12 protein-coding genes and 1 pseudogene are annotated in these 13,458 nt (G+C 66.5%); 8 read left to right on the plus strand and 5 right to left on the minus strand.

Features of this window, described 5'->3' with window-relative positions:
• Window positions 1–18: 18 nt before the first annotated feature.
• A complete protein-coding gene (locus tag AAC067_RS13030) occupies window positions 19–828 on the minus strand; it encodes a hypothetical protein (protein ID WP_339933235.1) in 810 nt (269 codons plus the stop codon).
• 294 nt (window positions 829–1,122) lie between these two features.
• Between AAC067_RS13030 and AAC067_RS13035 the strand changes: the two genes are divergently transcribed.
• The 4 genes from AAC067_RS13035 to AAC067_RS13050 all read left to right on the plus strand — a co-directional run bounded on the left by AAC067_RS13035 (window position 1,123) and on the right by AAC067_RS13050 (window position 6,846).
• Window positions 1,123–1,821 carry an HAD family hydrolase gene (locus tag AAC067_RS13035; RefSeq protein WP_339933237.1) on the plus strand — a complete coding sequence of 233 codons (699 nt, stop codon included), beginning with the start codon at window positions 1,123–1,125 and terminating at the stop codon, window positions 1,819–1,821.
• Between the two features lie 150 nt (window positions 1,822–1,971).
• Window positions 1,972–2,247 (plus strand): hypothetical protein, encoded by a 276-nt coding sequence (locus AAC067_RS13040; protein ID WP_339933239.1) that lies wholly within the window; start codon window positions 1,972–1,974, stop codon window positions 2,245–2,247.
• A 10-nt stretch (window positions 2,248–2,257) separates the two neighbouring features.
• Window positions 2,258–5,557 (plus strand): carbamoyl-phosphate synthase large subunit, encoded by a 3,300-nt coding sequence (gene carB / locus AAC067_RS13045; RefSeq protein ID WP_339933241.1) that lies wholly within the window; start codon window positions 2,258–2,260, stop codon window positions 5,555–5,557.
• Entirely contained in the window at window positions 5,557–6,846 is a 1,290-nt protein-coding gene (locus AAC067_RS13050) for a nucleotide disphospho-sugar-binding domain-containing protein (RefSeq protein ID WP_339933243.1), read from the plus strand. Before carB ends, AAC067_RS13050 begins: the two co-directional genes overlap by 1 nt.
• Window positions 6,847–6,947: 101 nt before the next feature.
• On the opposite strand, the gene AAC067_RS13055 is transcribed toward AAC067_RS13050, so the two are convergent.
• On the minus strand, window positions 6,948–7,367 hold the full coding sequence (locus tag AAC067_RS13055; RefSeq protein WP_339933245.1) for a BLUF domain-containing protein: 420 nt from the start codon (window positions 7,365–7,367) through the stop codon (window positions 6,948–6,950).
• Between the two features lie 266 nt (window positions 7,368–7,633).
• On the opposite strand from AAC067_RS13055, the gene AAC067_RS13060 reads away from it, so the two are divergent.
• From AAC067_RS13060 to chrA, 3 genes and pseudogenes are all read left to right on the plus strand, one after another.
• Window positions 7,634–7,924 (plus strand): DUF1294 domain-containing protein, encoded by a 291-nt coding sequence (locus AAC067_RS13060; protein ID WP_339933247.1) that lies wholly within the window; start codon window positions 7,634–7,636, stop codon window positions 7,922–7,924.
• An 80-nt stretch (window positions 7,925–8,004) separates the two neighbouring features.
• A complete protein-coding gene (locus tag AAC067_RS13065; RefSeq protein ID WP_339933249.1) occupies window positions 8,005–8,301 on the plus strand; it encodes a YdeI/OmpD-associated family protein in 297 nt (98 codons plus the stop codon).
• A gap of 461 nt (window positions 8,302–8,762) precedes the next feature.
• Window positions 8,763–9,973: pseudogene (gene chrA, locus AAC067_RS13070) on the plus strand (chromate efflux transporter).
• Between the two features lie 22 nt (window positions 9,974–9,995).
• On the opposite strand, the gene mnmH reads toward chrA, so the two are convergent.
• Window positions 9,996–11,051, minus strand: coding sequence for a tRNA 2-selenouridine(34) synthase MnmH (mnmH, locus tag AAC067_RS13075; RefSeq protein WP_339933251.1), 1,056 nt, complete (start codon window positions 11,049–11,051; stop codon window positions 9,996–9,998).
• On the minus strand, window positions 11,052–12,101 hold the full coding sequence (gene selD, locus AAC067_RS13080) for a selenide, water dikinase SelD (RefSeq protein WP_339933252.1): 1,050 nt from the start codon (window positions 12,099–12,101) through the stop codon (window positions 11,052–11,054).
• A 108-nt stretch (window positions 12,102–12,209) separates the two neighbouring features.
• Here selD and AAC067_RS13085 point away from each other — a divergent pair, with 108 nt between their 5' ends.
• Complete coding sequence (locus tag AAC067_RS13085; protein ID WP_339933254.1) at window positions 12,210–12,626, plus strand: hypothetical protein; 417 nt, start codon at window positions 12,210–12,212, stop codon at window positions 12,624–12,626.
• Between the two features lie 424 nt (window positions 12,627–13,050).
• On the opposite strand, the gene AAC067_RS13090 is transcribed toward AAC067_RS13085, so the two are convergent.
• Window positions 13,051–13,362, minus strand: a complete 312-nt coding sequence (locus AAC067_RS13090; protein ID WP_339933256.1) for a hypothetical protein — start codon at window positions 13,360–13,362, stop codon at window positions 13,051–13,053.
• Between the last annotated feature and the right edge of the window lie 96 nt (window positions 13,363–13,458).

Genomic DNA, 13,458 nt, shown 5'->3' on the forward strand with positions numbered 1-13,458 from the left:
GCTGCCGGCGTCAACGCTTCAGACGGTTCGGGCCGTCATCTGGGCGAAGACGGCATGGGTGGCCCCGACCGCCGCTGCGGCGCGGGCCCATTCAGGCCGCAGATTCAACAGCAGCAGTCGCGGCGCTGACTCCCGTGCCGTGGTGATCAGGGTCTCGGCCGCCGCCCAGGACCGGCTGCTGTCATGGTCGACACCGGCGAAATCGATCGCCAGACAGCCGGCACGCGCATCGGCCAGGCGTCGGGCCAGGTCGATGTCCGGAGCCATGTGCAGGATCACGCCCAGCTTCTGGGTCTCGAAATGGGCGATGGTCTCGGCCAGGGCCTCAGGCGAGGCCGTCTCGGGCCCGCCTGTCACCTCGACCAGCAGGGTGCCGCGTCGACCGTCGAACTGCAGTCCGGCATAGGCCAGGGCGAACCGGCCCTGGGTGGTCGCCACCGTGCGCCAGAAGGCGGGCAGGACGACAGTCTCGTCGAGCGTTGGATGCAGCAGATCGAGGCCGTGGGCCATGGTCTGCAGGTCGATCCGCTTCAGATCAGCCTGCTCCAGGGTCCGGTTGCCCATGGCCACCAGCGCCGCTTCACCGCCCCGGTGACGGACGATGCGCCTCAGCCGGCGACCGACCGGAACAAACCGGTCCAGCTCATAGACCGGCTGGGCTGCCAGGGTGATGGACAGTTCCCGTCGGGCTCGCGTCACGAAGGGAAAGGTCAGACTCTCGCAGGCGGAGCCGTAGGCACGACGGTCTGGGTTACCCGGGGCCGATTGGGACTCGTCAAACGAAACCTTGGCCGGTTCTCTCGGTCCGGCCCCCGGGGGATAGGTCATGATGACCTCCTGTGTTGGGACCACACGATACTACCTATGGATGGTGCGCTGCATTTACCAAGAGATCACCAACAGACGGGGTCAACGGCATTTTACCATGCAGAAAAATCCCGCCACGGCTGACCTCCACGATCTATGTGCCGCTGAGCTTGCAGAATCCAGAGATTGCAATGGTTAAGCTTGGGAACCTTCGACCGGCAGCTTCCCGGTCCGGCCGGGGCCCGGTTTTCTGGTAACGCGCGAACGGGATTTTCCGCTCTTGCGCGCGCCACCGTCCCGGGTGAATGACCATCCATGACCATCACCACGGTCGGCCTCGATGCCGACGACACCCTCTGGCACAACGAGACCATCTTCCGCCTGACCCAGGCGCGGTTCCTCGACCTGCTGACCGACCACGACAACGACGCCATCGCCGCGCGTCTGGCCGAGGTCGAGCGCCGGAACCTGCGACTTTACGGCTACGGGGTGAAAGGCTTCACCCTGTCGATGATCGAGACGGCGATGGAGTTGTGCGACGGCGATCCGCCGCCGCGGGCCCTGCGTGAAATTCTGGCCGCCGGACGCGAGATGCTGGCCCATCCGGTCGAAACCCTGCCCGGAGTGGCCGAAACCCTGGCCGGCCTGGCCGAGCGCTACCGCCTCGTATTGATCACCAAGGGCGACCTGATGGACCAGGAGCGTAAGCTGGCGGCCTCGGGTCTGGGCGAGCTGTTCAGCGGGGTCGAGATCGTCTCCGAGAAGGATCGCACCACCTACGACCGCGCCTTCACCCGCCACGGAACCGGGCCGGACCAGGCAGTGATGGCCGGCAACTCGATGAAGTCGGATGTCCTGCCGGCGCTGGAGGCCGGGGCCTTCGCCGTCCACATCCCCTATCATGTGACCTGGGACCACGAACTGGCCGAAGCACCGGAGAGCCATCCGCGCTTTGCCATGCTGGACACCATCGCGGCCCTTCCCGTGTGGATCGACGGCCTGCCGGACGGATAAGCGCTTGTCGCGCGGCGACTGCGTCTCTAAACGGACCGCTTAACCGACAACCAGTACGCCAACGGTGCGCGCCGCGCGCCGTCGGACGTCCGCGCGCGAGGATCCGAGGCCCTGTCCGACGCCCTGACCAGCCACGAAGACCGGGATGCGATGATCCGCGCGACGTTGGCGGAGCACGGGGATTCCGGGATCACGCCGCGCCACACCCTGTTCTATTTCTACGGCGAGGGTGACCACGACGACCTGAACGAGGTCGCGCGCCGGGCCGGTTTCCTGACCCGGGGTGACGGCGACTGCACGATCCTCGAAACCACGATGGCGGTGGACGAAGCCTCGTTCGCGCCCGTTTCTTCCATGATGCAATCCTGGGCCGCGGCCTTCCAGCTGGACTATGACGGCTGGGAGTGCGCGGTCGTGACGAACTGATCGAACTGCCATGCCCAAACGTACAGATTTGAAATCCATACTGATTATCGGCGCGGGGCCGATCGTGATCGGGCAGGCGTGTGAGTTTGATTACTCGGGCGTGCAGGCCTGCAAGGCGCTGAAGGCCGAGGGCTACCGGGTCATTCTGGTCAACTCCAACCCCGCCACCATCATGACCGACCCGGAGGTGGCCGACGCCACCTATATCGAGCCGATCACGCCGGAGTTCGTCGAGCGCATCATCGCCAAAGAGCGCCCCGACGCCCTGCTGCCGACCATGGGCGGGCAGACGGCGCTGAACACGGCCCTGGCGCTGGATGCCTCGGGGGCGCTGAAGAAATGGGGCGTCGAGATGATCGGGGCCAAGGCCGACGTCATCGACAAGGCCGAGGACCGCCAGAAATTCCGCAACGCCATGGACAAACTGGGCCTCGAGAGCCCGCGCTCCAAGGCGATCCACAACATCGCCGAGGCTGACGACGCCCTGGCCTTCGTCGGCCTGCCGGCCATCGTCCGGCCCAGCTTCACCCTAGCCGGCACCGGCGGCGGCATCGCCTACAATGTCGAGGAATATTACGAGATCGTCGCTCACGGCCTCGACCTGTCCCCGACCACCGAGGTGCTGGTCGAGGAGTCGGTGCTGGGCTGGAAGGAATACGAGATGGAGGTGGTCCGCGACACGGCGGACAACTGCATCATCATCTGCTCGATCGAGAACATCGACCCGATGGGGGTGCACACCGGCGACTCCATCACCGTGGCTCCGGCCCTGACCCTGACCGACAAGGAATATCAGCGCATGCGGACCGGCTCGATCAACGTGCTGCGCGAGATCGGCGTCGAGACCGGCGGCTCGAACGTGCAGTGGGCCATCAACCCGGCCGACGGTCGGATGGTGGTGATCGAGATGAACCCGCGCGTGTCGCGGTCCTCGGCCCTCGCCTCCAAGGCCACCGGCTTCCCCATCGCCAAGGTCGCTGCGCGGCTGGCGGTCGGCTACACGCTCGATGAGCTCACCAACGACATCACCAGGGTCACCCCGGCCAGCTTCGAGCCTTCGATCGACTATGTGGTGACCAAGATCCCGCGCTTCGCCTTCGAGAAATACCCGGGGGCCGAGGCGACGCTGAGCACTTCGATGAAGTCGGTCGGCGAAGTCATGGCCATCGGCCGTACCTTCCAGGAATCGATGCAGAAGGCCCTGCGCGGGCTGGAAACCGGCCTGACCGGCTTCAACGAGATCGAGATCGACGGTGTCGCCGGAGCCGAGGACGACGCCGGGGCCCGCGCCGCCGTGCTGCGCGCCCTGGGCCAGCCCACGCCGGATCGCATTCTGGTTATCGCCCAGGCCTTCCGCCACGGCCTGTCGGTCGAGGAGATCAACGCCGCCTGTGCCTATGAGCCGTGGTTCCTGCGCCAGATCGCCGAGATCGTCCGAGAAGAGGGGCATCTGCGGGTCAAGGGTTTGCCGACCGATCCCATCGAGTTCCGCCGCCTGAAGGCCAAGGGGTTCTCTGACGCCCGCCTCGCCGAGCTGACCGGCACGACCGAGTCCGGCGTCCGCAAGGCCCGGCGCGGCCTGAACGTCCGTCCGGTGTTCAAGCGGATCGACACCTGCGCCGCCGAATTCGCCTCGGCCACCGCCTATATGTATTCGACCTATGAGACCGGGTCCCTGGGTCAGGTGCCCGAGTGTGAATCCAACCCGACCGACCGCAAGAAGGCGATCATCCTCGGTGGCGGGCCGAACCGCATCGGCCAGGGCATCGAGTTCGACTACTGCTGCTGCCACGCGGCCTTTGCCTTCGCCGACATCGGCGTCGAGTCGATCATGGTCAACTGCAACCCCGAGACCGTCTCGACCGACTACGACACCTCGGACCGGCTGTATTTCGAGCCGCTGACGGCCGAAGACGTGCTGGAGTTGATCGACGTCGAACGCTCGAACGGCAATCTGATTGGGGTGGTCGTCCAGTTCGGCGGCCAGACGCCACTGAAACTGGCCCATGCCCTGCAGGAGGACGGGGTGCCGATCCTCGGCACCAGCGTCGACTCCATCGACCTCGCCGAGGACCGCGAACGCTTCCAGGTCATGTTGCACGACATCGGCCTGATGCAGCCGCCCAACGGCCTGGCCCGCAGCGCCGAAGAGGCCGCGCAGAAGGCGGATGAGGTCGGCTATCCGGTCGTGCTGCGGCCTTCCTATGTGCTGGGCGGGCGCGGCATGGTCATCGTCCACGACCGAGAGCAGCTGGACCGTTATGTCGGCGAGGCCATGCGCGTCTCGGGCAAGGACCCGGTGCTGATCGACCACTATCTGAACCGCGCCACCGAGGTTGATGTCGACGCCCTGTGCGACGATGAGACGGTGTTCGTGGCGGGTGTTCTCGAACACATCGAGGAGGCCGGGGTCCACTCCGGCGACAGCGCCTGTTCGATGCCGCCTTTCTCGCTGCGGCCCGAAATCGTCGACGAGCTGAAGCGCCAGACCGAGGCCATGGCCCGGGCCCTGAAGGTGCGCGGCCTGATGAACGTCCAGTTCGCCATCGAGGAGCCGCACAGCGCCGAACCGCGCATCTTCGTGCTCGAGGTCAATCCGCGCGCCAGCCGCACCGTGCCGTTCGTGGCCAAGACCATCGGCCACCCGGTCGCCTCGATCGCCGCCAAGGTCATGGCCGGGGTGCCGCTGAAATCGTTCGGCCTGGTCGACCGGCCCTATGACCATATTGCGGTCAAGGAAGCGGTCTTCCCGTTCGCCCGCTTCGCCGGGGTCGACACCATCCTCGGTCCCGAGATGCGCTCGACCGGCGAGGTCATGGGTCTGGACTGGAAGCGCGACGGCGAGGCTGACATGGCCCCCGCCTTCGCCCGTGCCTTCGCCAAGTCACAGATCGGCGGCGGCACCACCCTGCCCGTCTCCGGCTGCGCCTTCGTGTCGGTCAAGGACGCCGACAAGCCCTTCATCATCGAGGCGGTGAAGACCCTGATCGCCGAGGGCTTCGCCATCCTCGCCACCGGCGGTACCCACAGCTATCTGGTCGAGCAGGGGCTGGAGGTCGGCCACGTCAAGAAGGTGCTGGAAGGCCGGCCGCACATCGTCGACGCGATGAAGAACGGCGAGGTCCAGCTGGTGTTCAACACCACCGAGGGCAAGCAGTCGCTGCAGGACAGTTTCTCCCTGCGTCGCACCGCCCTGATGATGAAGATCCCCTACTACACCACGGCCGCGGGGGCCCTGGCCGCCGCCCAGGCCATCGGGGCCATCAAGGCCGGTGAGCTGGATGTGCGGCCGATCCAAGACTACCGCTGATGGGTGACGGCGGTCGTATCGTTCTGGCGACCGCCGGCTCCCTTGGTGACCTTCATCCCTTCATCGCCGTGGGTAAGGCGCTGCAGGCGCGCGGCTTTCGGGCCGAGATCGCCGCGTCGGAGGACTATCGCGCCAAGGTCGAGGCCGAGGGCCTGGGCTTTCATGCCGTGGGGCCCGGCTTTGGCCGGCTGAGCGCGGATCTGGGCCTGTCGCTGGCCGAGATGACCCGCGCCGTCGCCCGCTCCGACCGTTTCCTGTTCGAGTGGATCATGCTGCCCTATCTGGAATCGGGTGCCCGCCAACTGCTCGCGGCGGCTGAGGGCTGTGTAGCCATTGCCGGATCGACCTTCGCCGCCGGTGCCGCCATGGCCGCGCAGCGCTTGAACGTTCCTTTCGTGGCGGTCGCCCTGCAGCCGACGGTCGTCATGTCGGCCTTCGACCCGCCCTTCCTGCCACGCGCGCCGTGGCTGGCACCGGCCCGGAGCGGACCGAGGCTGTGGCTGAACCGGGCGACGCTGGCGCTGGGTCGGACGACGACGGCGCAGTGGAAACGCCCCATCAATGCGGTGAGGCACAGCCTCGGCCTCGGCCCCACAGACCTGAATCCGGTGTTCGACGGCGTCCGGGCCGGACAATTGTCGCTAGGTCTGTATTCGCCGCTGCTGAGCCCACGCCAGCCGGATGCGCCGCCTCATTTCGAGGTCACGGGCTATGCCGCCTATGACAACGATGCGGGCGGACCGGGTACGCTCTCGCCCGCGCTGACCGCCTTTCTCGATCAGGGCCCGGCACCAATCGTGTTCACCCTGGGCAGTGCGGTGGTGAACATGCCCGGCGACTTCTATGTCCAGAGTCTGGCGGCGGCCCGCACGCTCGGCCGTCGCGCCGTGTTCCTCGTCGGTCCCGAGGGTGACCTGTCCATCGCCGACGGCCCGGATGTGGTGGCGGTGCCCTACGCCCCCTTTTCCCTGCTGTTCCCGCGTTGCGCCGCCGTGGTTCATCAGGGCGGAGTCGGCACGACCCAGCAGGCGCTGCGGGCGGGCCGACCCCAGCTGATCGTGCCGCATCTGGGCGACCAGTTCGACAACGGGGCGAGGGTCGTGCGTATCGGCTGCGGCGCGACGCTCAAGCGATCCGGCTATCGCCCGGAACGGATCGTCCCCGCGCTTGAAACCCTGCTGAACGACCTGACGATACTGGCGCGATGCTCCGATCTCGGCGACGCCGCCCGCTCTGAGGACGGCGCGGTGCGGGCCGCCGACCTGATCGCGGCGATGATCGAATCCTGAACCGCAGGTCGACTGCAGAAGGGAAGACGCCGGCCAGAGCGGGAATCGAACCGGTCAGTTGGTGACGATTTCGACCTGTCGGGCGGGCCTGATCGTTCTGCCTATCGGGCGAGATACAAATGTTCGGCCTTACTCATCAGGTCCAGCAGGATGGTCGTCACCTGTGCGCCGCTTCCGTCTTCAGTGATGATCCGGAAGGATTGCTGGGTCAGCGGCGTCGGATCGGGGCGCGCCATGTCCCAACCCCTGAACAACCTGGCCTGAATTGCCCACTCTCCCAGAACGGTGACGCTCTCATGCCGGGTGTCGAGCCGGATGCGCTTCATCAGCAGATCCACCTTGTCTTTGTCGCCCTCGATCACCTGAACGAACGTTCCATCCGGCAGCGCCAGTGCGCCGGTGATGCCGTCACGCTTGTTGTTACGGATTGACGTTTTGAATATCGCGTCGAGCCTTGTCACGTCCTCGTGGGCAATGCAGGAATCGCTTCTGTACACCAGCCGCAGCAGGTTCTTTTCCATGGCGGTTTATTCCCCGGGGGCTGACCGCCCTGGCTTGAACAACGCCGCCCCGCGTTGAATGATCCCGGTTATCCGGCGAACAGCGAAACACGGTCGGCACATTGTTCGGTACGGAGGTGAACAGAGCGCGCGCCGTTCGACGCGCCGCCGGGCTGATCAGCGAGGGCCGGGTGGCGGAGGCGTGACGCCGCTGGACGCGCGGCGTGGTACCCGGGACGTCCACCCCCCCTACCGGGCGCGGCAGAGGTACGGACAGAGCACAGACCATGACGTTCCCGCCGGTTCTCACCCTTGTCCTGACCGGGCTGTCAGCCGCCAGCCTGGGCAGTTTCGGCCTGTTCTGGTTCGACAAGGTGCGGGCGCGGAATCACGGCCGCCGGGTACCCGAACGCACCCTGCTGTGGGCGGCCCTGTTCGGCGGCACGGGCGCCTGGCTGGGCCAGCGGTTGCTCCGCCACAAGACCCGCAAACAACCGTTCCGCTCGTGGCTGGGTCTGATGCTGGTCCTGCATGGACTGCTGGCGGTGACGGGACTGGCCGCCCTGGTCCTGCGCTGACCCGGTCCGGCCCGACGGTCTTGGCCGGTTCGGGTGGGGCCGATAGGGTGCGGTCCGTTGGCCGGACGGAGCTGCCCCCCATGACCGGATTGCCGATCAGTGCCGGAGTCGTGCACGCCCTGCCCGAGGACCTGAGGGACCGCCTCGTCGCCGACCCGGCGTTGCGGGCGGCATGGGAGGACATCACCCCGCTGGCCCGCAATGAATGGATCTGCTGGATCGAGTCGGTGAAACGGCTCGAGACCCGCCGCCAGCATGTCGAGCGGGCGTGTTCCGACCTGAAGGCCGGCAAGCGCCGACCCTGCTGCTGGCCCGGCTGTCCGCATCGCCAGAAGGGGGCGGGATCGCGAACGTCGGAGCAGCGCGTTCGGTCGTGAGGGTGTCGGGGATGCCACGGGTTTGCGGGGGAGGCGTCATCATCCTTCGGGCTGCAGGGTTGCGCCGTTGTCATCCCGGACACCGCGCAGCGGTGATCCGGGACGCTGGACCGCAAGAAATTGATCCTCCCGGAAGCGGCGTCAGCCCCTATCCGGGAGACAGGTCAGGATCCAGCGTGGCGGAACCCGACCCCCGGACAAGGGGATCACGACGTCCCGGTTCGCCGCTTTGGCGGCGTCCAGGATGACAAGGTGTCTGGCGTTTGTCGACTGTGGATTGAACCTGGCTCGATCCTCCTTGGCCGTCGCAGGCGTCCGCTTTTCGCCCTTCGCAGCCAGACCGCTTTCGACCCATGGCAGACAGTTCCATCTTCAAACGGTATGAGCACACACCTGTCCGGAGATGCACCGGCGAGTGATCGAGAAACGTCGTGGCTGCAGAAATCGGTGAAGGGCCAGACGTGACGCACCAGCAACCGCGAGCACCAAGGGCGGGGTCGCCAGGTGAGGTTTTCCGCACGTTTCTCAAGCTTGGCCTGACGTCGTTCGGGGGCCTGTGGCGCATCTCGGCTATTTCCGGAATGAACTGGTCGAACGACGCAAATGGATCGACGAAACCGGGTATGCCGATCTTGTCGCGATGTGTCAGTTCCTGCCAGGGCCAGCGTCCAGTCAGGTCGGGTTTGCGCTGGGTTTGTTGCGGGCGGGACCGCTGGGAGGGCTCGCAGCATGGTGCGCCTTTACGCTACCGTCCGCCGTGCTGCTGGTCTTGTTCGCCATCGGCGCAGCCTACTTTGAGGGGCGTGTCGGAGCGGGCCTGGTTCACGGGCTGAAGCTGGTCGCGGTGGCGGTTGTGGCCCAGGCGGTATGGGGAATGACCCGCTCCTTGACGCCAGACAAGCAGAGGGCGGCCATCGCGCTCGTGGCTATTCTGATTGTCGTCTTTTTGGGCGGAGCAGCAGGCCAGATCTCGGCGATTCTGGTGGGTGGCCTGGCGGGAATCGGTTTTTGCCGGGCGACGGGTGTTTCACCCGCAAGCCATTTGACCTTCCCGATTTCCCGGCCAGCCGGCCTTATCGCCTTGGCGTCGTTCCTTGTCCTTCTGGGCGGATTGCCGCTGGCCGCGATGGCGACAGGGTCGCAGGGGGTGGCGCTGTTCGACGCCTTTTACCGCGCCGGTGCGCTGGTGTTCGGCGGCGGTCATGCCGTCCTGCCCCTGCTGGACGAAGCGGTGGTGCGGCCCGGCTGGATCAGTCCCGGCGAATTTCTCTCCGGCTACGGCGCAGCGCAGGCCGTGCCGGGTCCCCTGTTCGCATTCGCCGCCTTTCTCGGGGCCGCCATGGAGCCATCGCCCAACGGCATAGCTGGTGCCGCGATCTGTCTTGTGGCGATCTTTGCGCCGGGCCTTCTGCTGGTGACAGGCGCGCTGCCGTTCTGGGATGTTGTGCGCGGTCGCCCCTTGGCCCAGGCGGCGATGCGCGGCGCGAACGCGGCTGTCGTCGGCATTCTGGCTGCGGCGTTGTATAATCCTGTGGCGACAGGCGCGATTCTGAGCCCGGCCGACTTTGCTGTGGCGCTCGTTGGCTTTGTCCTGCTCACGGCGTGGAAGTGCCCACCGTGGATTGTCGTTGTGCTGACCGCCGCAGCCGGTATCGGCTTCGCACTGATTTGAGTGTCCCTTGCCGCGCGCCGCCTCACTCCAGCCCGGCCACCATCTCCGCAATCACCCCCGCCGCTCGCGCCTGATCTTCGGCGTCCAGGGTGGTCAGGGCGACGGTGCCCAGCACGGTGCGGTCGCGGCGGTCGCTGGTGCGGGCATAGGCGGGGTCGTAGTGGGCTTCCATCAACTGCGCCGCCAGCGGCTCGATCTCGCCGCGCGCGGCCATAGCCCGCCATTCGGTGATCGTCGCCTTGGCGTGATGACGCGGCAGGCGGCTGAGGGCCCGGTCCAGCCGTTCGGGATCGGCGGCGATCTCGACATAGGTCTCGACGATATGACGGGCGCGCGCCGCCAGCGGGGCCGACAGGGTAATCACCTGACCGGTGCCCATGGCGGCCCACAGGCCGGGCGGCACGGTGCGTTCGCCGACGCGGCTGCTTTCGGCCTCGACCACGATCGGCCGGGTGGGGTCCAGCCGCTGGATGGCGTCATACAGCCGGCTCTCGAAGGCCTTCTGCGACGGCTGGCCATCCGGCATGGCCCCGAACAGCGAGCCGCGGTGATTGGCCAGCCCCTCCAGATCAAGAGTCTGGACCCCATGGGCGGACAGCCGCTTCAGAATCTCGGTCTTGCCGCAGCCGGTCGGGCCGTCGATCAGCACGATCCGCAGCGCCGGGGGGGCGTCATACAGGTCCGCCACGACCTGCCGTCGCCAGGTCTGGTAGCCGCCCTCCAGCAGGGTCACCGGCCAGCCGACCTGATCCATCACCGTGACCATGGCCCCCGAGCGCTGGCCGCCGCGCCAGCAATAGACCAGCGGCTGGAAACTGCCGTCGCGGTCGGCCAGCCCGCCTTCCAGATGGTCGGCGATATTGCGCGCCACAATGGCCGCGCCTGCGCGTCGGGCAAGAAATTTCGAGGTCTGGACATAGGTGGTGCCGACCATGGCCCGCTGGGCGTCGTCCAGCACCGGCAGGTTGATGGCGCCGGGCACATGGTCCTCAGCGAACTCGGCCGGGCTGCGCACATCGATGATGGCGTCAAAGCCGTCGCGCGCGGCCGGACCCAGGTCGGTGGTGCACCGGATCATTCAGCCGATGACCCGGACCACGGCCGGGCCTTCGATGACGCGCCCGACCACCGCCGCCCGGTCAAAGCCGTCGGCCCGCACCAGATCCAGCACCGCCCCGGCCTGATCCGCCGCCACGGCGATCAGCAGGCCGCCGCTGGTCTGGGGGTCAGTCAGCAGGTCGCGCTGCCAGGCGTCAAAGCCCTCGGGCAGGACCACGCCCTCTCCATAGCTGGCCCAGTTGCGGCCCGAGGCCCCGGTGCGCATGCCGTCGCGGGCCATGACCTCGACCCCGTCCAGCAGCGGGGCGGCAGCGGCCTCGATCTCGACCGTCAGGTTTGAGCCGCGTGCCATCTCCAGCCCGTGGCCCAGCAGACCGAAGCCGGTGACGTCGGTGACGGCATGAACCCCGGTCCTCCCGGCCAGCTTCGCGCCCGGGGTGTTCAGCTGCGTGGTCGAGCCGATCAGGGCGGCATAGCCGGCATCAGCCAGCTTTTCCTGTTTGAAGGCGGCGCTGAGGATGCCGACGCCCAGACCCTTGGTCAGGATCAGTACGTCCCCGGCCCGGGCCCCGCGATTGGTCAGGACCTGATGGGGATGCACCAGCCCCAGGGCGACGAGGCCGTAGATCGGCTCGACACTGTCGATCGAATGGCCACCCGCCACCGGAATACCCGCGGCGGCGCAGACACTGGCTCCGCCGGCGAGGATCTGCCCGATGGTCGCCGTCGACAGGGTGGCCACCGGCATGCCGACCAGGGCCAGGGCGAAGATCGGCGTCGCCCCCATCGCATAGACGTCGGACAGGGCATTGGTGGCGGCGATGCGGCCGAAGTCGAACGGGTCGTCGACCACCGGCATGAAGAAGTCCGTGGTCGCCACCAGGGCTTGCTGGTCATTCAGCCGCCACACCGCGGCGTCGTCGCTGGTCTCGGTCCCGACCATCAGATTGGCGAACACCGCCGCCTGCGGCATGCCCGACAGGATGTCGCGCAGCACGGCCGGGGCCAGCTTGCAGCCGCAGCCGCCACCATGGGCCAAGGAGGTCAGTCGGGGTTCGGGGGTGCTCATGGCTGCAGCCATAGCCGACCCGGGCCCGGCACCAAAGCCCGACGCGGTTTGACCCCCGCCCGGCGATGGGCAACGGTGGCCGGACATTCACTGGCGGGGGCTTAGACCATGCGATTGCGGACCACTCTGGCGGCGGCGACCGCCGTGTTTGCCCTGGCCACCGCCCTGCCCGCCTCGGCCCAGGACAGCAGGCTGAAGGCCGCGGTGCAGCAGGACTACGCCGCCAACCTCGCCGCCCTGTTCGACGACTTCCACCGTCATCCCGAACTGTCCGGGATGGAGGTCCGCACCGCAGGCATCATGGCGGCCCAGCTGAGCGCCCTCGGCTATGACGTCACCACCGGCGTCGGCGGTACCGGCGTGGTCGCGGTGCTGCGCAACGGCGAGGGTCCCACGGTCATGATCCGCGCCGACATGGACGGTCTGCCGCTACAGGAGGCCAGTGGCCTGGCCAATGCCTCGACCGTGCATCAGGTCGACAGTGACGGGGTCGAGAAGCCGGTCATGCACGCCTGCGTAACGTGACTGTTTGTGCTTTTCACTTCTGAACCCACCGTGGGAAGCGAACAATCGCCTATGGCAGAACTGCTGACGCTTCCGCGTACGCGCGAGGGGTGGGGTGCGGTGATGATTATGGATGCCTTTCCTAACACGTCTTTCCAGTCGCCACGGGCTGTTGCCATTTCGGATTATGTCATCGCGGGTAGTTTCGTTCTGGTCGGCAATCACGCTGGATGCGCTCAAATTCCGCGCTGTCGAAGCGTCTCTCCATCTTTTCCAGACGTTCCAAACAGGAGGCTCCCGTTGCCGGTCCTTGTTGGTCAGCCGTACATTTCGCGATGGCGAAAACGACCACAACGCCAATCACGACGTAAAGGCATCCGCGTGGTCCACCATCACCCACCGCCACTCTCCGTTTCGGTTGCTTGCTACTTTCGAGCCGTGCCCGTCAGGCAATGCCGCGCACGATGTTTCGCGCAAGTTGGAACCCTTCTTCATTCAGCAAGGGCTTCGCCATCGAGAGAGCGTGAGCCAAGCGCGTCTGATGCTGGCTCGGATCAACGAACGCCGTCATGAGACAACGTGCCTGACTGACCACAAAAATCATCTGCGCGTCGGACGTCGCGCCGTTGGCCATCATCTCAAGAATGAGGTGGCACAGTTCCTTCTGAACGGGGTCATTGTTGAGCGATGCGGTTTTCCCTATCGTCAAGGCGATCCACCCGACGACGGCCACAACGACAGCGATTACGATCCACATTTTCCGTCCCCCACAGACCAATACTCATCATCGTACAACCGTAGAGATTTCACACCCCTTGCTCTAAATTCAGTTCGCCGCATTTTTATACAGCCT

The sequence above is a fragment of the uncultured Brevundimonas sp. genome (genome assembly GCF_963977465.1).
In the GTDB taxonomy this organism is placed as follows: Bacteria; Pseudomonadota; Alphaproteobacteria; order Caulobacterales; family Caulobacteraceae; genus Brevundimonas.

Excerpts from the sequence above, each read along its gene's own strand:
- AAC067_RS13030 (WP_339933235.1), bottom strand. The coding sequence starts at position 828 with ATGACCTATCCCCCGGGGGCCGGACCGAGAGAACCGGCCAAGGTTTCG.
- AAC067_RS13035 (WP_339933237.1), top strand. The coding sequence starts at position 1,123 with ATGACCATCACCACGGTCGGCCTCGATGCCGACGACACCCTCTGGCAC.
- AAC067_RS13040 (WP_339933239.1), top strand. The coding sequence starts at position 1,972 with ATGATCCGCGCGACGTTGGCGGAGCACGGGGATTCCGGGATCACGCCG.
- carB (WP_339933241.1), top strand. The coding sequence starts at position 2,258 with ATGCCCAAACGTACAGATTTGAAATCCATACTGATTATCGGCGCGGGG.
- AAC067_RS13050 (WP_339933243.1), top strand. The coding sequence starts at position 5,557 with ATGGGTGACGGCGGTCGTATCGTTCTGGCGACCGCCGGCTCCCTTGGT.
- AAC067_RS13055 (WP_339933245.1), bottom strand. The coding sequence starts at position 7,367 with ATGGAAAAGAACCTGCTGCGGCTGGTGTACAGAAGCGATTCCTGCATT.
- AAC067_RS13060 (WP_339933247.1), top strand. The coding sequence starts at position 7,634 with ATGACGTTCCCGCCGGTTCTCACCCTTGTCCTGACCGGGCTGTCAGCC.
- AAC067_RS13065 (WP_339933249.1), top strand. The coding sequence starts at position 8,005 with ATGACCGGATTGCCGATCAGTGCCGGAGTCGTGCACGCCCTGCCCGAG.
- mnmH (WP_339933251.1), bottom strand. The coding sequence starts at position 11,051 with ATGATCCGGTGCACCACCGACCTGGGTCCGGCCGCGCGCGACGGCTTT.
- selD (WP_339933252.1), bottom strand. The coding sequence starts at position 12,101 with ATGAGCACCCCCGAACCCCGACTGACCTCCTTGGCCCATGGTGGCGGC.
- AAC067_RS13085 (WP_339933254.1), top strand. The coding sequence starts at position 12,210 with ATGCGATTGCGGACCACTCTGGCGGCGGCGACCGCCGTGTTTGCCCTG.
- AAC067_RS13090 (WP_339933256.1), bottom strand. The coding sequence starts at position 13,362 with ATGTGGATCGTAATCGCTGTCGTTGTGGCCGTCGTCGGGTGGATCGCC.